At 54.7% G+C, this 22,374-nt stretch carries 19 protein-coding genes and 1 riboswitch; of the genes, 10 read left to right on the top strand and 9 right to left on the bottom strand.

Annotated elements, in window-relative coordinates:
* Nucleotides 1-99 precede the first annotated feature (99 nt).
* Genes EoCCA6_RS08195 through hldE form a run of 3 tightly spaced genes read left to right on the top strand, consistent with a single transcriptional unit; the run spans nt 100 to nt 5,748 of the window.
* On the top strand, nt 100-1,401 hold the full coding sequence (locus tag EoCCA6_RS08195; RefSeq protein WP_152082265.1) for a CYTH domain-containing protein: 1,302 nt from the start codon (nt 100-102) through the stop codon (nt 1,399-1,401).
* Between the two features lie 20 nt (nt 1,402-1,421).
* Nucleotides 1,422-4,277 carry a bifunctional [glutamate--ammonia ligase]-adenylyl-L-tyrosine phosphorylase/[glutamate--ammonia-ligase] adenylyltransferase gene (glnE, locus tag EoCCA6_RS08190; RefSeq protein WP_152082264.1) on the top strand — a complete coding sequence of 952 codons (2,856 nt, stop codon included), beginning with the start codon at nt 1,422-1,424 and terminating at the stop codon, nt 4,275-4,277.
* A gap of 40 nt (nt 4,278-4,317) precedes the next feature.
* A complete protein-coding gene (gene hldE / locus EoCCA6_RS08185) occupies nt 4,318-5,748 on the top strand; it encodes a bifunctional D-glycero-beta-D-manno-heptose-7-phosphate kinase/D-glycero-beta-D-manno-heptose 1-phosphate adenylyltransferase HldE (protein WP_047347819.1) in 1,431 nt (476 codons plus the stop codon).
* Nucleotides 5,749-5,827: 79 nt separating this feature from the next.
* Here hldE and ubiK read toward each other — a convergent pair whose 3' ends face one another.
* On the bottom strand, nt 5,828-6,124 hold the full coding sequence (gene ubiK, locus EoCCA6_RS08180; RefSeq protein WP_152082263.1) for a ubiquinone biosynthesis accessory factor UbiK: 297 nt from the start codon (nt 6,122-6,124) through the stop codon (nt 5,828-5,830).
* Between the two features lie 120 nt (nt 6,125-6,244).
* Nucleotides 6,245-6,395, top strand: a riboswitch (FMN riboswitch).
* A gap of 107 nt (nt 6,396-6,502) precedes the next feature.
* Between ubiK and ribB the strand changes: the two genes are divergently transcribed.
* Nucleotides 6,503-7,156 carry a 3,4-dihydroxy-2-butanone-4-phosphate synthase gene (ribB, locus tag EoCCA6_RS08175; protein WP_010435670.1) on the top strand — a complete coding sequence of 218 codons (654 nt, stop codon included), beginning with the start codon at nt 6,503-6,505 and terminating at the stop codon, nt 7,154-7,156.
* Between the two features lie 44 nt (nt 7,157-7,200).
* Here ribB and EoCCA6_RS08170 read toward each other — a convergent pair whose 3' ends face one another.
* The 5 genes from EoCCA6_RS08170 to zupT all read right to left on the bottom strand — a co-directional run bounded on the left by EoCCA6_RS08170 (nt 7,201) and on the right by zupT (nt 13,219).
* On the bottom strand, nt 7,201-8,262 hold the full coding sequence (locus tag EoCCA6_RS08170) for a type 1 fimbrial protein (RefSeq protein WP_152082262.1): 1,062 nt from the start codon (nt 8,260-8,262) through the stop codon (nt 7,201-7,203).
* Entirely contained in the window at nt 8,246-9,007 is a 762-nt protein-coding gene (locus tag EoCCA6_RS08165) for a fimbrial biogenesis chaperone (protein ID WP_152084420.1), read from the bottom strand. The genes EoCCA6_RS08170 and EoCCA6_RS08165 overlap by 17 nt, the downstream gene beginning before the upstream one ends.
* A gap of 9 nt (nt 9,008-9,016) precedes the next feature.
* Entirely contained in the window at nt 9,017-11,461 is a 2,445-nt protein-coding gene (locus EoCCA6_RS08160; RefSeq protein ID WP_152082261.1) for a fimbria/pilus outer membrane usher protein, read from the bottom strand.
* Between the two features lie 75 nt (nt 11,462-11,536).
* Complete coding sequence (locus EoCCA6_RS08155) at nt 11,537-12,097, bottom strand: fimbrial protein (protein WP_152082260.1); 561 nt, start codon at nt 12,095-12,097, stop codon at nt 11,537-11,539.
* A 348-nt stretch (nt 12,098-12,445) separates the two neighbouring features.
* The gene (gene zupT, locus EoCCA6_RS08150) at nt 12,446-13,219 is read right to left on the bottom strand and encodes a zinc transporter ZupT (RefSeq protein ID WP_152082259.1); all 774 of its coding nucleotides are present in this window, start codon (nt 13,217-13,219) and stop codon (nt 12,446-12,448) included.
* A 131-nt stretch (nt 13,220-13,350) separates the two neighbouring features.
* On the opposite strand from zupT, the gene ygiD reads away from it, so the two are divergent.
* Nucleotides 13,351-14,139: a 4,5-DOPA-extradiol-dioxygenase gene (ygiD, locus tag EoCCA6_RS08145; RefSeq protein WP_152082258.1), complete on the top strand. Its 789-nt coding sequence runs from the start codon at nt 13,351-13,353 to the stop codon at nt 14,137-14,139.
* 79 nt (nt 14,140-14,218) lie between these two features.
* Here the strand turns inward: ygiD and EoCCA6_RS08140 are convergent, their stop codons facing one another.
* The 3 genes from EoCCA6_RS08140 to tolC form a co-directional block, all read right to left on the bottom strand.
* Nucleotides 14,219-15,379 carry a glutathionylspermidine synthase family protein gene (locus EoCCA6_RS08140; protein ID WP_152082257.1) on the bottom strand — a complete coding sequence of 387 codons (1,161 nt, stop codon included), beginning with the start codon at nt 15,377-15,379 and terminating at the stop codon, nt 14,219-14,221.
* Between the two features lie 2 nt (nt 15,380-15,381).
* Nucleotides 15,382-16,047: a DUF1190 family protein gene (locus EoCCA6_RS08135; RefSeq protein ID WP_152082256.1), complete on the bottom strand. Its 666-nt coding sequence runs from the start codon at nt 16,045-16,047 to the stop codon at nt 15,382-15,384.
* A gap of 194 nt (nt 16,048-16,241) precedes the next feature.
* On the bottom strand, nt 16,242-17,720 hold the full coding sequence (tolC, locus tag EoCCA6_RS08130; protein WP_152082255.1) for an outer membrane channel protein TolC: 1,479 nt from the start codon (nt 17,718-17,720) through the stop codon (nt 16,242-16,244).
* Nucleotides 17,721-17,923: 203 nt separating this feature from the next.
* Here tolC and nudF point away from each other — a divergent pair, with 203 nt between their 5' ends.
* Genes nudF through parE form a run of 5 tightly spaced genes read left to right on the top strand, consistent with a single transcriptional unit; the run spans nt 17,924 to nt 22,332 of the window.
* The gene (nudF, locus tag EoCCA6_RS08125) at nt 17,924-18,556 is read left to right on the top strand and encodes an ADP-ribose diphosphatase (protein WP_152082254.1); all 633 of its coding nucleotides are present in this window, start codon (nt 17,924-17,926) and stop codon (nt 18,554-18,556) included.
* Nucleotides 18,553-18,975, top strand: coding sequence for a DUF1249 family protein (locus EoCCA6_RS08120; protein ID WP_003862516.1), 423 nt, complete (start codon nt 18,553-18,555; stop codon nt 18,973-18,975). The genes nudF and EoCCA6_RS08120 overlap by 4 nt, the downstream gene beginning before the upstream one ends.
* Nucleotides 18,976-19,002: 27 nt before the next feature.
* The gene (gene cpdA / locus EoCCA6_RS08115; RefSeq protein ID WP_152082253.1) at nt 19,003-19,830 is read left to right on the top strand and encodes a 3',5'-cyclic-AMP phosphodiesterase; all 828 of its coding nucleotides are present in this window, start codon (nt 19,003-19,005) and stop codon (nt 19,828-19,830) included.
* On the top strand, nt 19,830-20,411 hold the full coding sequence (gene yqiA, locus EoCCA6_RS08110; protein ID WP_152082252.1) for an esterase YqiA: 582 nt from the start codon (nt 19,830-19,832) through the stop codon (nt 20,409-20,411). The genes cpdA and yqiA overlap by 1 nt, the downstream gene beginning before the upstream one ends.
* Nucleotides 20,412-20,439: 28 nt before the next feature.
* Nucleotides 20,440-22,332: a DNA topoisomerase IV subunit B gene (parE, locus tag EoCCA6_RS08105; protein ID WP_152082251.1), complete on the top strand. Its 1,893-nt coding sequence runs from the start codon at nt 20,440-20,442 to the stop codon at nt 22,330-22,332.
* Nucleotides 22,333-22,374: the final 42 nt, after the last annotated feature.

Raw genomic sequence — 22,374 nt, 5'->3', positions numbered from 1 at the left:
GCGTGGCAATTTGGCGCAAAATACTATGTACTGACAAATAAATGGCGAGGAAGTTCGCCTTCATCGACGCGTCTGTGACGCACGCAAAAGTACAAGGCTATGGCTCAAGAAATCGAATTAAAATTTATCGTCGAAAAAGACAGCGTTGACGCACTCCGTCAGCATCTGCACACGCTTTCCAGCGAGCACCATGAACCGGTACAGCTTCTCAACATCTATTACGAAACGCCAGACAACTGGCTGCGCCGTCACGACAGGGGGCTGCGCATCCGGGGGGCCAGCGGGCGTTACGAGATGACGATGAAAATCGCCGGCCGCGTGGTCGGTGGTTTGCACCAGCGTCCGGAATATAATATCGACATCAGTAAGCCAGAACTTGAGCTGGACCGTTTCCCGGCAGACGTCTGGCCTGAGGGTAAGCTGCCGGAAACCTTGTCTGCAGAGGTGCAGCCGCTGTTCAGCACCGATTTCTGGCGTGAGAAATGGCTGGTGACAGAAGGGAAAAGCCGTATTGAAATTGCGCTCGACCTGGGCGATGTGAAAGCGGGTGAATACCAGGAGCCGATTTGTGAGCTGGAGCTTGAGCTGCTGGAAGGCGAGGCAAATGACGTGCTGAAGCTGGCTCGCAAGCTGGTGAATCAGTCTGGTTTGCGCCAGGGCAGCCTGAGCAAGGCGGCGCGCGGGTATCACCTGGCCGCTGGAAATACGCCACGTGTGCTGAAAGAGACGACGATCTTGCACGTTGCACCGAAAGCCACCATCGAGCAGGGTATGGAAGCCGCGCTGGAGCTGGCGCTCTCTCAGTGGCAATACCATGAAGAGCTGTGGGCGCGTAACGTAAAAAATGCGAAAACCCACGTGCTGGCGGCGATTGGCCTGGTGCGCCATACCCTGGCGCTGTTCGGCGGTATCGTTCCTCGCAAAGCAAGCGCTCACTTACGTGATCTGCTGACGCAGACCGAGACGCTGATGCTCTCTGATGTATCGGCTCAGACGGCAATCTACAGCCCGCAAACCGCCACGGCAAAACTGGCCTTGACCGAGTTTCTGGTAACGCGCGGCTGGCGCACGTTCCTGGATGCGAAAGCGCAGACCAAAATTGCGGATAACTTCAAACGTTTCGCCGACATCCATCTTTCACGCCATGCGGCGGAGCTGAGAACGACCTTTGCCCATCCGCTGGGCGATCAGTATAGCGACCAGCTTCCCCGTCTTGCTCGCAATATCGACAGCATGCTGCTGTTGTCCGGTGCGTATGATGAAGTCAAAGCGCAGGCCTGGCTGGAGAACTGGCAGGGGCTGAAACATGCCATCGAAACCCGTCAGCATATTGAGATTGAGCATTTCCGTAATGAGGCCATTTCGCAGGAGCCGTTCTGGCTGCACAGCGGAAAACGTTAATACTGGCAAGGAACCCTATAATGCCGCTTTCTTCACAGTTACAGCAGCAATGGCAGACCGTTTGCGAACGTCTGCCTGAGTCATTACCGGCGTCATCGTTCAGCGAGCAGGCGAAAAGCGTGCTCACGTTCAGTGATTTTGTGCAGGAAAGTATTACCGCGAATCCGGACTGGCTGGCAGAGCTTGAAAGCTCACCGCCTCAGGCGGATGAGGGGCGGCATTATGCGGGCTGGTTGCAAACCGCGCTGGAAGAGGTCACGGATGAGGCGACGCTGATGCGCGTTTTGCGCCAGTTCCGTCGCCGGGTGATGGTACGTATCGCCTGGGCTCAGGCGCTTGAACTGGTCGGTGAAGAAAGCACGCTGCAGCAGTTGAGCGAGCTGGCACAGACGCTGATTGTCGCCGCGCGGGACTGGCTCTACGCCGCCTGCTGTAAAGAGTGGGGCACGCCGTGCAATGAAAATGGGGTTCCGCAACCGCTGTTGATTCTGGGGATGGGAAAGCTGGGCGGCTGCGAGCTGAACTTCTCCTCCGATATCGACCTGATTTTTGCCTGGCCTGAGAACGGCTCCACGCGCGGTGGTCGTCGCGAGCTGGATAACGCGCAGTTCTTTACCCGTCTCGGCCAGCGTCTGATTAAAGCGCTGGATCAACCGACGCAGGATGGTTTCGTCTACCGCGTGGACATGCGTCTGCGTCCGTTTGGCGACAGCGGCCCGCTGGTGCTGAGCTTTGCGGCGCTGGAAGATTATTACCAGGAGCAGGGGCGCGACTGGGAGCGTTACGCGATGGTCAAAGCGCGGATCATGGGCGACAGCGATGATGCTTACGCCAACGAGCTGCGCGCGATGCTGCGCCCGTTCGTGTTCCGCCGCTACATCGATTTCAGCGTGATTCAGTCCCTGCGCAACATGAAGGGGATGATCGCCCGTGAGGTCCGTCGGCGTGGTCTGAAAGACAACATCAAGCTCGGCGCGGGCGGCATCCGCGAAATCGAATTTATCGTCCAGGTCTTTCAACTGATCCGCGGCGGCCGCGAGCCGTCGCTGCAGTCCCGCTCGCTGCTGCCAACGCTGGCCGCCATTGAGCAGCTCCACCTGCTGCCGGAAGGCGATGCGCAAACGCTGCGGGACGCCTACCTGTTCCTGCGTCGTCTGGAAAACCTGCTGCAAAGTATTAATGACGAGCAGACCCAGACTCTGCCAGGCGATGAGCTAAACCGGGCGCGTCTGGCCTGGGGGATGCGCGTGGACGACTGGTCAACGTTGACCGAACGGCTGGATGCCCATATGGCGGGCGTGCGCCGCATCTTTAACGATCTGATTGGCGACGACGAAAGCGAATCGCAGGACGATGTGCTTTCTGAACACTGGCGCGAGCTGTGGCAGGATGCGCTTCAGGAAGATGACACCACGCCGGTGCTGGCGCATTTAAGTGACGACGATCGTCACCGCGTGGTGGCGCTGATCGCCGATTTCCGTCTTGAACTGAACAAACGCGCCATTGGCCCACGCGGTCGCCAGGTGCTGGATCACCTGATGCCACACCTGTTGAGCGATGTCTGCTCGCGCGCGGATGCGCCGGTGCCACTGTCGCGCATGATGCCGCTGCTGAGCGGGATCATTACCCGAACCACCTACCTTGAACTGCTGAGTGAGTTCCCCGGCGCGCTCAAGCACCTGATCACGCTCTGCGCCGCTTCGCCGATGGTAGCCAACAAGCTGGCGCGTTACCCGCTGCTGCTGGACGAACTGCTTGATCCCAATACGCTCTATCAGCCAACGGCGACGGATGCCTACCGCGACGAGTTGCGTCAGTATCTGCTGCGCGTGCCGGAAGAAGATGAAGAGCAACAGCTTGAAGCGCTGCGTCAGTTTAAGCAGGCGCAGATGCTGCGCGTGGCGGCGGCGGATATCGCCGGTACGCTGCCAGTGATGAAAGTGAGCGATCACTTAACCTGGCTGGCGGAAGCGATCCTCGACGCCGTGGTGCAGCAGGCATGGATGCAGATGGTGGCGCGTTACGGCCAGCCGAAACACCTTACCGATCGTGAAGGGCGCGGTTTTGCGGTTGTGGGTTACGGCAAGCTCGGTGGCTGGGAGTTGGGGTATAGCTCCGATCTGGATCTTATTTTCCTTCATGATTGCCCGGTGGATGTGATGACCGACGGCGAGCGTGAAATCGACGGACGCCAGTTCTACCTGCGGCTGGCGCAGCGCATCATGCACCTGTTCAGTACCCGTACCTCGTCGGGTATTTTGTACGAAGTGGATGCGCGTCTGCGTCCGTCCGGCGCGGCGGGCATGCTGGTGACCTCAACGGAATCTTTTGCTGATTATCAGAAAAATGAAGCCTGGACGTGGGAGCACCAGGCGCTGGTGCGTGCCCGCGTGGTGTATGGCGATCCGCAGCTTAAAACGCAGTTCGATGCCATTCGTAAGGATGTCATGACCACCGTGCGTGATGGCAGCACGTTACAAACCGACGTGCGAGAAATGCGGGAAAAAATGCGCGCGCATTTAGGCAATAAACATCGCGATCGCTTTGATATCAAAGCTGATGAAGGCGGGATTACCGATATTGAGTTTATTACCCAATACCTGGTGCTGCGCCACGCGCACGATAAGCCTAAGCTGACGCGCTGGTCTGATAATGTGCGCATTCTGGAACTGCTGGCGCAAAACGACATTATGGATGAGCAGGAAGCGCTGGCCTTAACGCGCGCCTACACGACGCTGCGCGATGAACTGCATCACCTCGCCCTGCAGGAGCAGCCGGGCCACGTGCCGCTGGACTGTTTTGTCAGTGAACGCGCACAGGTGACGGCAAGCTGGCAGAAGTGGCTGGTGGAACCGTGCGTAACAAAACAAGTGTGATATTATCGCGCGCAAATTGTGAATCTTTCTGGAGTCAGGAATGAAAGTAACACTGCCAGAGTTTGAACGTGCTGGAGTTATGGTTGTCGGTGATGTGATGCTGGATCGCTACTGGTATGGGCCGACCAGCCGCATCTCCCCGGAAGCACCCGTTCCGGTGGTTAAAGTCGATACCATTGAGGAGCGTCCTGGCGGCGCGGCAAACGTGGCGATGAACATTGCCTCTCTGGGCGCGCATTCGCGTCTGGTCGGGTTAACCGGCATCGACGATGCGGCGCGCGCGCTGAGCAAGTCGCTGGCGGACGTGAACGTGAAGTGTGACTTCGTTTCTGTTCCGACACACCCGACCATTACCAAGCTGCGCGTGTTGTCGCGTAACCAGCAACTGATCCGCCTCGATTTTGAAGAAGGGTTTGAAGGCGTTGATCCTGAGCCGTTGCACGAGCGCATTAACCAGGCGCTGGGCAATATCGGCGCGCTGGTATTGTCCGACTACGCCAAAGGCGCGCTGGCGAGCGTGCAGACGATGATCCAACTGGCGCGTAAAGCCAGTGTGCCGGTGCTGATCGACCCGAAAGGCACCGATTTTGAGCGCTATCGTGGCGCGACGCTGCTGACGCCAAACCTTTCTGAGTTTGAAGCGGTGGCGGGCAAGTGCAAAACCGAAGAAGAGCTGGTTGAGCGCGGCATGAAAATCATCGCTGATTTCGAACTCTCTGCGCTGCTGGTGACCCGCTCCGAGCAGGGGATGACACTGCTGCAGCCGGGCAAAGCGCCGCTGCATATGCCGACTCAGGCGCAGGAAGTGTACGACGTGACCGGTGCCGGTGATACGGTGATCGGCGTGCTGGCGGCAACGCTGGCGGCGGGCAACTCCCTTGAAGAAGCGTGCTACTTCGCTAACGCGGCAGCGGGCGTGGTGGTCGGCAAGCTGGGGACATCTACCGTTTCACCAATCGAGCTGGAAAATGCCGTGCGCGGTCGCGCGGATACCGGTTTTGGCGTCATGAGCGAAGACGAACTGAAAGTGGCCGTTGCCGCGGCGCGTAAGCGCGGTGAGAAAGTGGTGATGACCAACGGTGTGTTCGACATTCTGCACGCGGGCCACGTTTCGTACCTGGCGAATGCGCGCAAGCTCGGCGATCGCCTGATTGTGGCGGTGAACAGTGATGCGTCAACGAAACGTCTTAAAGGCGAAACGCGGCCGGTGAACCCGCTGGAGCAGCGAATGATTGTGCTCGGCGCGCTGGAAGCGGTGGACTGGGTGGTGTCGTTTGAAGAAGACACGCCGCAGCGCCTGATTGCCGGTATTCTGCCGGATCTGCTGGTGAAAGGCGGCGATTACAAACCGGAGCAAATCGCGGGCAGCGAAGAGGTCTGGGCCAACGGCGGTGAGGTGATGGTGCTCAATTTTGAGGACGGGTGTTCAACCACCAACATCATCAAGAAGATCCAGAAAGACAGTCAGTAAAAAAAACGGGCCGATTGGCCCGTTCGTTTTTCACCCTCTCCCTGTGGGAGAGGGCTGGGGTGAGGGCATCAGGCCGCACTTACTCCTGCTCGTCCACCGGCGGAATGGCCGGTGCCGGTTTAACTTGTTCCGGCGCATTGCGGTTTTCCAGCTCGGTCAGACGCTGTTCCAGCAGGGCCAGCTTTTCGCGGGTGCGCAGCAGAACCTGCGTCTGTACATCGAACTCTTCACGGCTCACTAAATCAAGGCGAACCAACTGCGCCTGCAGCGTCTGGCGGATTTTCTTTTCTACGTCATCGCCAAACTCACGAATGCCTTTCGGCATGGATTCATGAACCTGACGCGCGATTTGTTCAATTTTTTTCGGGTCAATCATTGTCGTTTCCCTTGATGAAAAGGTATTAGTGTCCATTGTAGCGCGTCATGCTGTGGGTTAAACAAAATTGTTTGATGCTTATGCATTGCCCAGGGTAATCAATAGCGTTATAGTTATCTCGCTTATTCTCAGGGCGGGGCGAAATTCCCCACCGGCGGTAAATCAGCTTAACGCTGAAAGCCCGCGAGCGCTTTGAGTTAACACTCAAAGGTCAGCAGATCCGGTGTAATTCCGGGGCCGACGGTTAGAGTCCGGATGGGAGAGAGTAACGATCCAGTCGGGCATCGGCCCGCTCACGTTATTTTTTTGCCGCTTATACGGCGCTCCTAAGACTGCCCTGATTCTGGTAACCATATTTTTAATGAGGTTTTTTTTACCATGAATCAGACGCTACTTTCCTCTTTTGGCACTTCAACTCAACGTGTTGAACATGCACTGGATGCACTGCGCGAAGGCCGCGGTGTAATGGTGCTTGACGATGAAAACCGTGAAAACGAAGGCGATATGATTTTCGCCGCCGAAAACATGACCGTTGAGCAGATGGCGCTGACCATCCGTCACGGCAGCGGCATCGTATGCCTGTGTATTACCGAAGACCGTCGTAAGCAGCTCGAACTGCCAATGATGGTTGAGAACAACACCAGCGCCTTTGGGACGGGTTTTACCGTGACCATCGAAGCCGCGCATGGTGTGACCACCGGTGTGTCTGCGGCTGACCGCCTGACCACTGTACGTGCCGCGATTGCTGATGGTGCGAAGCCTTCAGACCTGCACCGTCCTGGCCACGTCTTCCCACTGCGTGCGCAGGCGGGCGGCGTGCTGACCCGTGGCGGCCACACCGAAGCGACGATCGACCTGGTAACGCTGGCAGGCTTCAAACCTGCGGGCGTACTGTGCGAACTGACCAACGATGATGGCACCATGGCGCGCGCGCCAGAGTGCATCACCTTTGCACGTCTGCACAACATGCCGGTGGTGACCATTGAAGATCTGGTTGAATACCGCCAGGCGCATGAGCGCAAAGCCAGTTGAAGTGACTGATGTGAAAAAGCCGGGGAAACCCGGCTTTTTTGTCTCTAGTGGTAGTTAATTTTAAACAGCACTACGGTTTCGAACGGACCGGACTGAATGGCTTTTCCTGGTACGGGCGACAGCTCGGCGGTGTAGGTTTGTTCGTATTGCAAGGTACTGCCTGTGAAATCGGCATACTCTTTGTACTGGTTGTAGGTGTAAGGCTGGGTACCGTCCAGTATTCGCAGCTTTAACCCGTTGCCGATGAGCAGGGCGGTGTCATCATCGCTGAGCGTTTCGTTAGTGTAGAACGATGAGTCCATTTTAAAACCATCGGAACATTCGGCGTCTTGTATTTTGGTCGTTCTGACCGAGAAAGTACGCTTTCGTGTGCCCTGGTTGACTATATCGCGTGCGCTAAACGTACCAAAGTCGATCTCCTGATTTTCAGGATAGATGCTGAAGGTGGCACCGCAATCCAGCACGGTGATGTTGTTCAGACCATTGATGTGATACTTGAGGTTTTTCGCATCGGACATCTGGTTCACGCCGCCTTTCCCATCAAACTGCACCACGATATAGTCCCCAAGCGTGCTGACGTAACCGTGCGGGGGCATGGCCTTTATTTTGACATACAGACGAATACGCACAATGAACGTGCGTGATATATGAATGTCGTTCGCGTTGCCAGAACAGATACGATTCTCCCAGCCCATCTGCTGAATTTGTGCTGGGGTATAAATCGTAATTTTATTATTATCAAGGCACTGAGTCGTATCCACGCCGTTAGGTTGCCCTGTAGCGTCGTAATCCATTCCTTCGTAAGTTACGCCGAGCTCGTAGTAGGGATCTGAAGGCGCGGGATAGGGGTTAACCCAGGCATAGATATCCTCTTTTTCAAAGTCGCTGGTAACGTTGTGGTCGCAGGTTACCGGGATTTTTATGTCATTTGATTCCCAAATTTTTTGACCCACCTGAGCATTACTGGGAATGGCAAAAGGAGAGATTGTTTTCGTCTCTTCGACGGGGCCTCCCGAACCACCAAGATAGCAGTCAAGTGCCAGCGCCTCTTTGAGTGGCAAGAGCGCCAGTAACAACAGAAACAGATAATTAATGAGCTTTGGCATCTTTTTCTACCTTCCGCTCCTTCAACTGGCACGTTGCCGCTCCTGCGCACTTTACATACACTTTTTTAAGTGCGCCGTAATCATCAATGTAACCCACGCTGTAGTAGTCCCCGTGGTAGCCGCCTGTGGATGTTGATGCTGTCGCAAAGGGGGCAATCATCAGGCTGTCGAAGCCTGGCAGCAGGTTTTTCGCGTTTTTGCTGAGCCAGGCGATGGTGATGTAATACGGCGTTGGGTTATGTACGGTCAGACCTTTTGGTGTGGCGGTAATTTCCATGCGCATTTCGGCTTGTTCGCCCGATTTTTTGGTAATGGCTTTAGGACGCCAGAACAGTTTGATGCGGCTTTGCATCGCCACCTGCATCACACTGTGTTCATCGCCGGCACTGCTGCTCCTGGGCGGAACCTCGCGCAGGTTAAAGTAAAACAGAGATTCCCTGTCTTTCGGTAACTGGCTGGCTGCCGCTTGTTTGACAATCCTCACCTGCGATGAAGCACCCGCTTCAATACGCTGGATCGGTGGCAGGGCCATAAAATGGTTGTCCTCTTTACGCCCGTTTTCGTCTTCAATCCAGGAGAGCGCCAGATATGGCAAGGCTTTGCTCTGGTTGTCGACTTTCAGGCTGCTCGCCTTGTCGTTTTCCGGAAAAACGATACGCGTGCGATCCAGGTTAATGGCGGCGTGGGCGTTCAGGGCTGTGCCGAGCAACATCAGGCACAGGGTTTTCAAGGGGGTTAATTTCATCATGATTTCTTACTGACATGGCAGCATCAGCTGCATACTGTTTTCAAGGTGTGAAGGTAACGAGAAGCGACACTGCTGGTTGTCTCCCCAGGTTACCAGGAATTGTTGATCCGGCTCTACCGCTCCCAGCCAGACGTGACCGTCGTCGGCCACCATGCCGATCTGCTGGCCGGTTTCCTGCAGGCGAACCAGGGCACCGAGAGGAGGAGTGCCGGACGTCGTCCGCAAAATGCCAGCAATATCGCTACCCGCTCGGGTAGCAATTTGGCGGTAACCAATCGCGCCTTCTGTCCATGTTGAGGTCATCACCCGGTTATCGACGTCAACACCCTCAGGCAGGTTGTTCATGTTGACCTGCACGCTGGCCGGGGTATAGCTGGAAAACGAGGGAAGTACGCCAATACCCGCCGCATTGGTTTCATCCCGAGAGACATTCAGCGGAATGTGACCAATGCCGTCTGTACTCACCATGACGCGTGGCTCATTACCATAGCTGCGGCGATGGAGAGCAAGCCCTTTTGCCGTGCCAGTAAAGGAGCCATTCCAGCTCGCGCTCATCGAGTTGTATTCATTCGCTTTATAGCTACCCGACACGTTGAGATCGCCCAACGAAGAGTAATGTTGATAGTTGCCGCTGAACTGCGCGCCAGCATCGGCTTTTTCGTTCTCCGTCCCTGCGGAGACACCCCAGGTATTGTCCCGATCAGAGGTGTCATACCAGGAGACGTTCTGGCTCAGACTGTCGCTGTTGCGAAGGTCGTAGTTCAGGCGATGATCAGGGTCGAGCGGTACGCTGAGAGAGAGGTAGAACTGATTGTCATCGCCCTCGTCTTCATCTTCATAATGCGTTCTGCTCAACGATACCGTAATACCGAGGTTCTTCCAGCGGCCGATATCGAAGTTGTAGCCCGCCGTGAGGCTACCCGTCGTTGACGGTGAATCATCCCACCAGGTTTGTCGCAACATGCTCAAATAAAGGTTGAGTGAGAGCGCTGAAATGTACTGACTGGCCGTGACGCTCAGCGTCTGTTTTTCTGTCTGGTTGTCGTTGTCGTCATAATCCAGAAAGCGCGCGTAGCTGAGGAAACGCCGATCAGAGTAGCGATAGCTGGCGAGCGTAAGCTGGCTGCCTGTGGTGTCGAACCGTTTGCTGTAGTTGAAGCGGTAGCTATAACCTGTCTGAGCGTTTTGACCCGGTAGCTGGCTTGTGGCCTGAGTGACATCAAACGAGAGCGCACCCAGATACGCCATATTTTGTCCAAGCCCGGCGGCGATTGAGCGGTAATGATCGCCATCGGCAAGGGTTCCACCATACAAGGACGTTTGAGACAGCATGCCCCAGGAAAACTCGCCGCTCATAAACGCATTATCCTCAACATCATGCGAGGCGTCTTTGCGCGCTTTACCTGTCGCGATTTTGTAGCGAACCTGCCCTTTACGTGTCAAAAAAGGGACGGATTCGGCGGAAACCTGAAACGTACTGACCCGCCCATCCTCTTCTGTAACTTTGACATCCAGCGTCCCTTGCACCGACTGGTTGAGATCCTGGATAACAAACGGTCCCGGCGGAACTTTCGTTTGATAAATCACGCGGTCAGCAAGGCTCACCGTTACCGTAGCGTTTGTTTGGGCGATTCCCGATATTTGTGGGGCGTAGCCGCGTAGTGACCATGGCAACATGCGCTCATCGCTGATCAGTGAGGCTCCGGTATAGGTAAATCCATCGAAAATAGCGGACTGAAAATCCGTCTCTCCGAGCGTCAGCTTTGCTCCAATTGAAGGGAGCGGGCGGAACATATAAACACGAGAGAAGCGTCCGTCGTGGTCTGAACCGCTTTCGGTATGCGTCTGGTTGTACTGGTAATCACTGCGTAGCCGCCATGGGCCCATATTCGCACCAGCAGTACCGTAGGTATTGGCATTATCAGAGCTGCCGCCACTCGTAGGTTGGTAATGGCTGGCAAAGAGGTTGTAATCCAGAAGTACGCCAGCGACGCCGTTGTCCCAGGTTGAGGGCGGCATCCAGTCGACCGAGCGGTACTGTAACCAGGCCTGGGGGACAGTAATTTTTAAGGTCTGGCTTGCCTGTTCAAAGGTAAATTTGATATCAGGCAATGATGTAAAATCAACGCAACCGTCTTTTTCGGGCAAGCTATTACGTATTTTATCCTGCAAGCCAAACGAATCGGCAAGCTCTGTTGGAATACAAACCTGAACAGTGTTGCCGACCTGTTTCCAGGTGAGTTGCCAGCCATTGGCCAGCGGAGTGTCATTAATTGAGACGGTGACGAAATAACGTCCTGGCACAATAGACGTTTGGTCTTTGAATTGGGTTAAATCTACACTGTCACGCTGATCTTTATCTATGGCATTAATATTGAATTCAGTACCAGAGGCGACTTTTGATAATAGCAGAATAGTAATGATGATTATCTTTTCTAATTTGTATTTCATCATCATATTGCTCAATGTAAATAAAAAATGCCGACTGGCATAAATACCAGTCGGTAGATAGCGAGGTGGGTATACTTATTTATACGCCAACACGTAGTTAGCAGTCGATTCAACCTGGCCTGCAGTAGCCGTTTTACCGCTCAGCACTTCCATCTGTGCTTTAAAATGCAGCGTTTGAGTGTCTGAACCTTCCAGTAATGCCACTTCCGTAGCGCTGCCGAGGGTGATGTTGGCTTCAGCATTATCCAGCAGACGAACGCCGACATTCTGAGCACCGCTTGCATAGGTGTTGCTCATCAGGTTGGTATCCGTAGCGTCTGTTGCTGCGCTGGTGAATGTGACATCGACTTTCGTTACCGGATCGGCGGTTTCATCGCCTGGATCGTCAAGCTGGCAGTTTTTCAGATTGATATCCACTGGAACTGGCGCGGATTTTTTATTGGCATTGATAACGTCTGTCGTAACCTGGCCAAGATCAATTTCTTTATCCACGCTGTCTGGAGCAATACTGCATGGTGCGTCGATAATAACGCCTTTGAATGTGATCTTACCTGAGCCCTGGTCGTCAGCAAAAGCGGAACCAGAGAAAATGGTCGCCATTACAGCAGCTAACAATACCTTTTTACCTTTATGCATGAAAATATCCTTTTCCAAATTAATTCACATCCTGAATGCTATTTTCAGAATAATGCCATAAAAGTATAACTGTCGACAGTAACGCAATGCGATTAATATGACTTAAAAATAATTGTAGTTAGGGTTAAAATATAAATAATAATAATTGTAAGTGGATGATTTTCGAAAATTGTAGAGATAATGCCTGACTTTTAATGCGCGTCTTATAATGGATGAAAATATCTTATAAAAAACTTGATTATTATAGATCAGGCAGGCGAGGATGATAGTGGAAATTATTCATCTTAATAATAGTATGCTGTTCGCATAAAAATGTGCGCTTTCGTTTTTCCGAAAGCGCAGATGGCATCAACCAATGCCGGATGTCTGGAGTAAAACCAGGCTTAATCCCATTACAGACATCCCACACAGCACGCCGTAACTCGGATTATTATTAGGGTCTATCTCTTTCGCCAGGGGCATGAGTTCATCAACCGACAGCGCAACCATAATTCCTGCAACGGCTGCCATAATAGCGGCCATCACAACAGGGGAAACCAGGCTGCCGAGTATCAACCACGCCAGCACGCCGCCAAGAATTTCAGCCATACCGGAAATTCCCGCCCAGAAAACGGCGGTGCGTTTTGAACCTGTCGCAGCATAAACCGGTCCGGCAACGGCCAGTCCTTCAGGAATATTGTGTAAGGCCACCGCCAGCGCCACCCCAAAACCCATCTCCAGGTTGCTGCTGGCCGTGACATACGTGGCGACGCCTTCCGGGAAGTTATGCAGGCTGATACCGAGCGTCAGCAGAATGGCCGTTCGTTTGATATTACCCGGAATGGGGGTAACGCTTTTTTGCATCAAGTCCTGAGGGTGCGCGTGCGGCAGCATGCGGTCGAGGGCAAAGTAACCCAGCAGGCCTAATACAAACATGCCGTAGCCCAGAACCGGAGACATTCCCTCGGTGTGAAGCGCTGCGGGCAGCATCTCCATCAGGGAGATGAGCAGCATGATCCCGGCGGCAAAACCCAGAGAAAAAGCCAGCACGCGGTTAGACGGCTTTTGGCCGAGTACGCCGAGTATCGCGCCTATGAAGGTAGCGGCACCCGCAAGTAGGGTCAAAATCAAGGGTACTGACATTCACCTCTCCTGTATCTGTTCCTGATATTCAAATTTCCTGATGATGATCGTCATGGTTATCTGCGTTCATCTTTCCCACATTGCGCGTAATCTGACACCATCAAATTGACATCTTCTGTAAGGATATCATCATGACTTCTCCCCGTATGCCAGCACTGTTTTTAGGCCACGGCAGCCCAATGAACGTGCTGGAAGATAACGTCTATACCCGCGCATGGCGTCATCTGGGTGAGACGTTGCCGCGTCCGAAAGCCATTGTGGTGGTGTCTGCACACTGGTTTACCCGTGGTACAGGCGTCACCGCGATGGAAGCGCCGAAAACTATCCATGATTTTGGCGGCTTCCCGCAGGCGCTGTATGACACACATTACCCGGCACCCGGATCGCCTGAGCTGGCACAGCAACTTGTCGATTTACTGGCACCTGTTCCTGTCGCGCTGGATAAAGAGGCCTGGGGTTTTGACCACGGTTCATGGGGCGTGCTTATTAAAATGTATCCTGATGCCGATATCCCGATGGTGCAACTGAGCATCGACAGTACCAAACCGGCAGCCTGGCATCTGGAGATTGGCCGCAAGCTGGCGACGCTGCGTGATGAAGGCATCATGCTGGTGGCGAGTGGTAACGTGGTGCATAACCTGCGCACAGCGCGCTGGCACGGCGAAAATACACCCTACCCGTGGGCGACCTCCTTCAACGGCTTTGTCAAAGAAAACCTCACCTGGAAAGGCCCGGCGGAGCAGCACCCGCTGGTGAACTATCTGGATCACGAAGGTGGCTCGCTCTCTAACCCGACGCCGGAACACTTCCTGCCGCTGTTGTATATATTGGGCGCATGGGATGGTGAGGAGCCGATTACCGTCCCGGTAGACGGTATTGAGATGGGCAGTTTGAGTATGCTGTCGGTGCAGGTGGGGTAAAAACATGCCCGGTGGCGCGATGCTTACCGGTCCTACAAAACCGTAGGCCGGGTCAGGCGAAACCGCCACCCGGCAGGACTTACTCCACAAAAATATGCGGATAGAACCGTGACAGATCCTGCGTGATCAGCGCGCGATCTTCACGGATGCCAATCCCGGCGGGCTGATCGTTGATGAGCCAGCTACCAATCAGCGTATAGCTGTCGCCAAATTTCGGCAGTTGATAGAATTCCTGGACGATCATCCCTTCCTCACCGTATGGCCCTTCAACCGCTTCCAGCGTTTTGCCGTTTTCGATAATCGACACGTTCGCCCCTTCGCGGGAGAAGATCGGCTTAACGACGTATTTTTCCATTGGCGGGAAGTCGTCTTCGGCAAAGTATGCTGGCAGCAGGTTAGGATGGTCCGGGAACATCTCCCACAGCATCGGCAGCAGGGCTTTATTGGAAATAATGCTTTTCCACGCCGGTTCCAGCCAGCGCACGCCAGCGTCTTCCAGCTTGGTGGAGAACATCTCGCGCAGCATATATTCCCACGGATAGAGCTTGAACAGGTTACTGATCACCTGATCCTGCAGATCGGTGAACTGACCTTTCTCGCCCAGACCGATGTCCTCGATATAAAGGAATTCGGTCGCGACTTCCGCTTCAGCCGCACAATCCTGCAGATACTGAACCGTCCCGCGATCCTCTACCGTGTCGCGACAGCAGGCGAGATGGAGCAGGTTGAAACCATGCTGTTCACGCAGTTCTGCGAAACGTTCAATCAGCTTCTCCTGCAGGCTGTTGAACTGATCGCTCCCTTCCGGCAGGTTCCCTGCATTGACCTGATCTTCCAGCCAGATCCACTGGAAGAACGCGGCTTCATACAGCGAGGTCGGGGTATCGGCGTTGTTTTCCAGCAGCTTAGGTTCACCCACACCGTCCCAGGCCAGGTCAAGGCGAGAGTAAAGCGACGGCTGGCTGGTTTTCCATGACTGACGAACAAAGCTCCAGGTATGCTTCGGGATACGGAATTTGGCCATCAGCTCATCGCTATCGATAACCTTTTCCACCACCTTCAGGCACATCTGGTGCAGCTCAGCGGTCACCTCTTCCAGTTTCTCGACCTGGGCGAGCGTGAGCGTGTAGTAGGCGTCTTCACACCAGTACGGCTCGCCATACATGGTGTGAAAGTTAAAACCGTACTCAGTGGCTTTTTCGCGCCAGTCCGGGCGCTCAACAATACTCACTCGTTCCATGATCAGCCGCCCATTGAGCGAGTTGAGGTGCCGGTCGCGCTACGCTGCATGGTGGTTTGTTTCACCACAGACTCCCCGAAACCACCACGGGTAATGGTGCTGGTGGTCGCCGGTTTTGGTGCCATCGCCGTTTTCGGTACGGTCATAGTACGGCCAGGCGTTGCTGCACCGTAGTTCTTGCCGCTGGCATCGGTGTATTTACCGTAAGCCGGGCTGTTAGGATTTTTAGAGCTAAACAGCGGCTGCTGCTGGTAGCCTGCACCGCCGCTCATCAGTCGGCCCATCATGTAACCGGCCATTAACGGCATCCAGAAGCTGCCGCTGGACTGCGCCTGTGCCTGGTTTTCCGGTGCCATTCCCGCCTGCGCCGGTGCCTGCTGGCACTGACCTTCACCAAATTCAGCCACACAGTCTTCGCGTGAGGCGTACTTCGGCGCGGTTCGTTCCGCTTCTTTCAGGGCGTTGTTATAAGCCGTGGTACATTCTGCTGTTTTGCCGGTAGCGGTCGAGCAGTCGTCCGCGTTCTGATACAGCGAAACCGTTTCGTCGCTTTTCTCACAACCCGCCAGCATAAAGACGGCGGTGATCGCCAGCGCAACAGGGGTGAGATGACGCGCGTTCCAGCTCTTGCGGAACGAAGCGTGGTTAATCGTTTTTGTCCGTTTCATCTTTGTCTTCCAGGACCCAGTGGTAATAACGCTCAGGATAGAGGATGAGTGGTTGAAAATGAAGCGAAGAGGGGCGGAATCAGGGGGATCTTTACGTTGGCTTACGTTCGGATGTGATTTTGCGCCAGGTGGCGCTGCGCTTACCCGGCCTACGATTAAGTAGGCCCAATAAGCGAAGCGCCATCGGGCAAGGCTTAGTTACGGAACGGATTGCTACCGTTGCTGGCAGGCGTTGTGCTACGCGCTGCCGCTGGCTGTGCGGCTGGCGCGCTACCGTTACCGTTAAAGTTATCAACGGCGGCAACCTGATCAGGGTTCTCCGGCGCGACGCTTTCTGGCGACGTTGAAACCGGTTTGCCCAGCGTGCTGTTCAGCATCTGCAGATCCTGCTCGTTCAGCGTACCCAGTGCTTGTTTAATGTTCAGCTGGTTAATCAGGTACTGGTAACGTGCGCTGGAAAGTTGCTGTTTGGCGTTGTACAGCGTGGTTGTTGCATCCAGAACGTCAACAATGGTACGCGTACCAACGGAGTAGCCCGCTTCCATCGCATCCAGTGAACTTTGGGCCGAGACAACGGCCTGTTTGTAGGCGTTAATGCTGCTGATCGAAGCGTTCACGTTGTTGAAGGAAGAACGAACCGTCTGCACCACGTTGCGATGGGCGCTTTCCAGTTGCTCGCTTGCGCCAACAAAGTTGTACTGCGCCTGTTTCACCTGGGAGTTTACCATTCCGCCCTGGTACAGCGGCAGGGAGAAGCTCAGGCCGACTTTATTCTGGCCCGCGTTGCTGTCGTCATATTGCGCCGTGTTGGTTTTAGAACCGTTATAGGTGGTATCAGATACCCCGGTCGAGGCGCTCAGGCTCAGCGTTGGCAAATGACCATCCTGCGCCTGACGAATCTGCTCGCGCGCCAGATCCTGGCTCAGACGCGCCTGAAGCAAGGTCAGGTTGCGGTTTTCCGCTTCTTTAAGCAGCGCATTGACGGCTTGCGGTTTGTCCGTTTTGAAGCTGTCCACGTTCAGAGAGGCCAGCTCAGGGTAGTAGTTACCGGTGACCTGACGCAGTGATTCCAGCGCATTATCAAGGTTGTTACGCGCGGTCACTTCGTTAGCCAGCACGGTGTCGTACTGTGAACGGGCGTTCTGCACGTCGGTGATCGCGACCAGACCCACGTTGAAGCGTTGAGTGGTTTGATCCAACTGACGGTAAATGGCCTGTTTCTGCGCTTCGGTGTAGGAGAGCGCGTCAATGGCGCTCAGCACGTTGAAATACGCGGTGGCGGTGTTCAGGATCAGCGTTTGCTGATCGGTCTGATACGTCACATCCTGGATACCTGCGCTTTTTTCCTGCAGGGTCAGGGCACGCCATTTGGACATATCAAACAGCGTCTGGGTTAACTGCAGCGACGCACTGGTGGCATTGGAGTTAATGCCGTTGTTATCGCGGAAACCGTTACTGTAGGTATAATCTGCACCTAGGCCCAACTGCGGCAGCAGCGGACTACGTGCTTCGTTAATCTTTTCAAACGCAGCATCACGATCGGCCGCTGATTTACGTAAATCAGGGTTGCCCAGACGTGCCTGCTGGTAGACCTGTAGCAGGTTCTCTGCCTGGCTCATTGCACTGAAGCCCGTCAGGCTCAGGCCGATAAGGATGGGGAGCAATTTCTTCATTTGCATTCCTTGTTGTGAAGCAGTATTAGCGCTGATCTAATTAAAAATAATTGCCGATTCTAACAGAATCATCCACACCAAAAGGTTGGCGTTACGTGCCATCTGGCGGTAATTTGCACCAATCTACCATATAGCCTTACAAACGGCAGCCAAACAGCCTTGAAATTCACAATTTCATCACCATTGCTACCAGGACTCGACTCATGCAAAAACCAGAAAAGTTGCCCGTGACATTCGCCAAAAACGATGTAGAAATTATTGCACGAGAAACGCTATATAGCGGTTTTTTTTCAATGGATCTTTACCGTTTCAGGCATCGCCTGTTTAACGGTGAGATGAGCGGCGAAATTAAACGCGAAATTTTTGAGCGCGGGCATGCGGCAGTCTTGCTACCCTTTGACCCAGTGCGTGATGAAGTGGTGCTGGTTGAACAGATCCGCATTGCCGCTTACGACACCAGTGAAAGCCCGTGGTTGCTGGAGATGGTGGCCGGGATGATCGAAGAGGGTGAATCGGTTGAAGACGTCGCCCGCCGCGAGGCGCTGGAAGAAGCAGGTCTGGTGGTTGGCCGCACGAAACCGGTGCTGAGCTATCTGGCAAGCCCTGGCGGCACGAGCGAGCGTTTGTCCATTATGGTGGGCGAAGTGGATGCCACGACCGCGGAAGGTATTCACGGTCTGGTCGATGAAAACGAAGATATTCGGGTTCATGTGGTGAGCCGGGAACAGGCTTACCAGTGGGTAGAAGAGGGGACAATCGACAACGCAGCGTCTGTCATCGCCCTGCAATGGCTGCAACTGCATCATCAGACATTACGACACGAGTGGAAAAAATGAAGCGTTATACACCTGACTTCCCAGAAATGATGCGCCTGTGCGAAACCAATTTCGCGCAGTTGCGCCGCCTGTTGCCACGAAATGACGCACCCGGCGAAACGGTAAGCTATCAGGTGAGCAACGCGCAGTATCGGTTAACGATAACAGAATCAACGCGCTACACTACGCTGGTGGAAATTGAGCAAACGGCTCCCAGTATTAGCTACTGGAGCCTGCCGTCGATGACGGTGCGCCTCTACCACGATGCGATGGTCGCTGAAGTGTGTTCAAGCCAGCAGATCTTTCGCTTCAAAGCGCGGTATGATTATCCGAATAAAAAGTTGCATCAACGCGACGAAAAGCATCAAATTAACCAGTTTTTAGCTGACTGGCTAAGATATTGTTTAGCACATGGAGCAATGGCGATTCCGGTTTGTTAGCGTCATAAACCTACCTAAGGACACCATTTGGAAAGCCTGTTGAACCTGACTGTTGCTGGTGGGACGCCAGTCAGGATATTACAAATCACCGATACCCACCTTTTTGCCGAAAAGCATGAGACTCTGCTGGGCGTAAACACCTGGGAGAGTTATCAGGCCGTACTTAGCGCGATCCATGCCGAAAACCGCGCATGCGATTTGATCGTCGCAACGGGCGATCTGGCGCAGGATCAATCCTCCGCAGCCTATCAGCATTTCGCTGAAGGGATCGCGAGCTTCAGCGTGCCTTGCGTCTGGCTACCGGGCAATCACGATTTCCAGCCTGCGATGTACAGCTCGCTTCAGGAGGCAGGGATATCGCCGGCAAAGTGTGTATTTACAGGTGACCATTGGCAAATCCTGCTGCTCGACAGCCAGGTGTTTGGCGTCCCGCACGGTGAGCTGAGCGATTTTCAGCTTGAATGGCTGGAGAAAAAGCTGGCCGCCGAACCGGAGCGTAATACGCTGCTGTTGCTTCATCATCACCCGCTGCCTGCGGGTTGTAGCTGGCTTGACCAGCACAGCTTGCGCAACTCTGCGGCGCTGGACAGCGTGCTGGTGAAATTCCCGCGGGTGAAAAATCTGCTGTGCGGACACATTCACCAGGAACAGGATCTCGACTGGAATGGCCGCCGACTGCTGGCGACACCGTCCACCTGCGTTCAGTTTAAGCCGCACTGCGCCAACTTTACCCTGGATACCATCGCGCCGGGCTGGAGATGGCTGGAATTGCATGCGGATGGCTCGCTGACAACCGAAGTCAGCCGTTTATCAGGGACAAAATTCCGTCCTGATACCGCTTCAGAAGGCTATTGATGTCTACGCTCCTCTATCTGCACGGGTTCAACAGTTCGCCACGTTCTGCGAAAGCGACACAATTTCGCCAGTGGCTGAGCGAGCATCATCCACACATTGAGATGATTGTTCCGCAACTGCCGCCTTACCCGGCGGATGCGGCGGAAATGCTGGAATCTGTGGTGCTTGAACACGGCGGGGAGTCCTTTGGCATTGTCGGGTCGTCGCTTGGGGGTTACTACGCGACCTGGCTGTCACAATGCTTTATGCTGCCCGCTGTCGTTGTTAATCCGGCGGTACGGCCCTTTGAGCTGTTGCGGGACTTTCTTGGTGAAAACGAGAACCCCTACACCGGGCAGCAATATGTGCTAGAGTCACGCCATATTTACGATCTCAAAGTTATGCAGGTAGACCCGCTTGAAGCGCCCGATCTCATCTGGCTGCTGCAACAGACGGGTGATGAAGTGCTGGATTACCGCCAGGCAGTGGCGTATTACGCATCCTGCCGCCAGACTATAGAAGAGGGCGGAAACCATGCTTTCACGGGCTTTGAAGATCATTTCACCCAGATTGTCGATTTTCTTGGACTGCACAGCCTCTGACAATCAATGCGAATTGCTAGCTTAAATCATGACGCAAACCTATAACGCTGATGCCATTGAGGTACTCACCGGGCTTGAGCCGGTTCGCCGCCGTCCGGGGATGTACACTGATACGACGCGCCCAAACCACCTGGGCCAGGAAGTGATTGATAACAGTGTGGACGAAGCGCTGGCAGGCCATGCCAAACGCGTCGACGTTATCCTGCATGCCGATCAGTCGCTGGAAGTCATCGACGACGGGCGCGGCATGCCGGTAGACATCCACCCGGAAGAGGGTGTGCCAGCCGTTGAGCTGATCCTCTGCCGTCTGCATGCGGGCGGTAAGTTCTCCAACAAAAACTACCAGTTCTCAGGTGGTTTGCACGGCGTGGGGATCTCCGTTGTTAACGCCTTGTCTAAACGCGTGGAAGTGAATGTCCGTCGCGACGGCCAGATCTACAATATTGCGTTTGAAAATGGCGAAAAAGTCCAGGATTTGCAGGTCGTCGGGACATGCGGCAAACGCAACACCGGCACCAGCGTTCACTTCTGGCCTGACGAAAGTTTCTTCGACAGCCCGCGTTTTTCCGTTTCCCGCCTGACGCATCTGCTGAAAGCGAAAGCAGTGCTGTGCCCCGGCGTGGAAATTACCTTTAAAGACAACGTCAACAACACCGAGCAGACCTGGCGCTACGAAGATGGTCTGAACGACTATCTGTGCGAAGCGGTCAACGGCCTGCCGACGCTGCCGGAAAAACCGTTTGTCGGTAATTTTACCGGTGATACCGAAGCGGTGGACTGGGCGTTGCTGTGGCTGCCGGAAGGCGGTGAGCTGCTCACAGAAAGCTACGTCAACCTGATCCCGACCATGCTCGGCGGGACGCACGTTAACGGCCTGCGTCAGGGGTTGCTGGACGCGATGCGCGAGTTCTGCGAATACCGCAACATTCTGCCGCGCGGCGTGAAGCTGTCGGCAGAGGATATCTGGGATCGCTGCGCCTACGTGCTCTCCGTGAAGATGCAGGACCCGCAGTTTGCTGGCCAGACTAAAGAGCGTCTCTCTTCACGCCAGTGTGCGGCGTTCGTCTCCGGTGTGGTGAAAGATGCATTCACCCTGTGGCTGAACCAGAACGTTCAGGCGGCAGAGATGCTGGCTGAAATGGCTATCTCCAGCGCCCAGCGTCGTCTGCGCGCGGCGAAGAAAGTGGTGCGTAAAAAGCTGACCAGCGGCCCTGCGCTGCCGGGCAAGCTGGCTGACTGCACCGCACAGGATCTCAACCGTACCGAACTTTTCCTCGTGGAAGGGGACTCGGCAGGCGGATCGGCCAAGCAGGCACGCGATCGTGAATATCAGGCGATCATGCCGCTCAAGGGGAAGATCCTGAACACCTGGGAAGTCTCTTCTGATGAAGTGCTGGCCTCGCAGGAAGTGCATGATATTTCGGTGGCGATCGGTATCGATCCGGACAGCGACGATCTGAGCCAGCTGCGCTACGGCAAAATCTGTATCCTCGCGGATGCGGACTCCGATGGTCTGCACATTGCCACGCTGCTGTGCGCGCTGTTCGTGAAGCACTTCAGAACGCTTGTGAAAAACGGTCACGTCCACGTGGCGCTGCCGCCGCTGTACCGTATCGACCTCGGCAAAGAGGTTTATTATGCGCTGACGGAAGAAGAGAAAGCGGGCGTGCTGGAGCAGTTGAAGCGTAAGAAGGGCAAACCGAACGTGCAGCGCTTTAAAGGGCTGGGCGAGATGAACCCGATGCAACTGCGTGAAACCACGCTGGACCCGAATACCCGCCGTCTGGTGCAACTGACGATCAGCGACGAAGACGAACAGCAAACCAATGCCGTAATGGATATGCTGCTTGCCAAGAAACGTTCGGAAGACCGACGTAACTGGCTGCAGGAGAAAGGCGATATGGCGGATATTGAAGCCTGATGCCCTGACCCTCTCCTGAGCAGGAGAGGGGATTCAAAACAG

This window comes from Enterobacter oligotrophicus (assembly GCF_009176645.1).
GTDB lineage: Bacteria > Pseudomonadota > Gammaproteobacteria > Enterobacterales > Enterobacteriaceae > Enterobacter > Enterobacter oligotrophicus.
The sequence above is the reverse complement of the archived record's forward strand: the minus strand, read 5'-3'. Positions and strand labels throughout refer to the sequence as shown.

Bases quoted from the DNA above. Each gene is read 5' to 3' on its own strand.
- EoCCA6_RS08195 (WP_152082265.1), top strand. From the start codon at position 100: ATGGCTCAAGAAATCGAATTAAAATTTATCGTCGAAAAAGACAGCGTT.
- glnE (WP_152082264.1), top strand. From the start codon at position 1,422: ATGCCGCTTTCTTCACAGTTACAGCAGCAATGGCAGACCGTTTGCGAA.
- hldE (WP_047347819.1), top strand. From the start codon at position 4,318: ATGAAAGTAACACTGCCAGAGTTTGAACGTGCTGGAGTTATGGTTGTC.
- ubiK (WP_152082263.1), bottom strand. From the start codon at position 6,124: ATGATTGACCCGAAAAAAATTGAACAAATCGCGCGTCAGGTTCATGAA.
- ribB (WP_010435670.1), top strand. From the start codon at position 6,503: ATGAATCAGACGCTACTTTCCTCTTTTGGCACTTCAACTCAACGTGTT.
- EoCCA6_RS08170 (WP_152082262.1), bottom strand. From the start codon at position 8,262: ATGCCAAAGCTCATTAATTATCTGTTTCTGTTGTTACTGGCGCTCTTG.
- EoCCA6_RS08165 (WP_152084420.1), bottom strand. From the start codon at position 9,007: ATGAAATTAACCCCCTTGAAAACCCTGTGCCTGATGTTGCTCGGCACA.
- EoCCA6_RS08160 (WP_152082261.1), bottom strand. From the start codon at position 11,461: ATGAAATACAAATTAGAAAAGATAATCATCATTACTATTCTGCTATTA.
- EoCCA6_RS08155 (WP_152082260.1), bottom strand. From the start codon at position 12,097: ATGCATAAAGGTAAAAAGGTATTGTTAGCTGCTGTAATGGCGACCATT.
- zupT (WP_152082259.1), bottom strand. From the start codon at position 13,219: ATGTCAGTACCCTTGATTTTGACCCTACTTGCGGGTGCCGCTACCTTC.
- ygiD (WP_152082258.1), top strand. From the start codon at position 13,351: ATGACTTCTCCCCGTATGCCAGCACTGTTTTTAGGCCACGGCAGCCCA.
- EoCCA6_RS08140 (WP_152082257.1), bottom strand. From the start codon at position 15,379: ATGGAACGAGTGAGTATTGTTGAGCGCCCGGACTGGCGCGAAAAAGCC.
- EoCCA6_RS08135 (WP_152082256.1), bottom strand. From the start codon at position 16,047: ATGAAACGGACAAAAACGATTAACCACGCTTCGTTCCGCAAGAGCTGG.
- tolC (WP_152082255.1), bottom strand. From the start codon at position 17,720: ATGAAGAAATTGCTCCCCATCCTTATCGGCCTGAGCCTGACGGGCTTC.
- nudF (WP_152082254.1), top strand. From the start codon at position 17,924: ATGCAAAAACCAGAAAAGTTGCCCGTGACATTCGCCAAAAACGATGTA.
- EoCCA6_RS08120 (WP_003862516.1), top strand. From the start codon at position 18,553: ATGAAGCGTTATACACCTGACTTCCCAGAAATGATGCGCCTGTGCGAA.
- yqiA (WP_152082252.1), top strand. From the start codon at position 19,830: ATGTCTACGCTCCTCTATCTGCACGGGTTCAACAGTTCGCCACGTTCT.
- parE (WP_152082251.1), top strand. From the start codon at position 20,440: ATGACGCAAACCTATAACGCTGATGCCATTGAGGTACTCACCGGGCTT.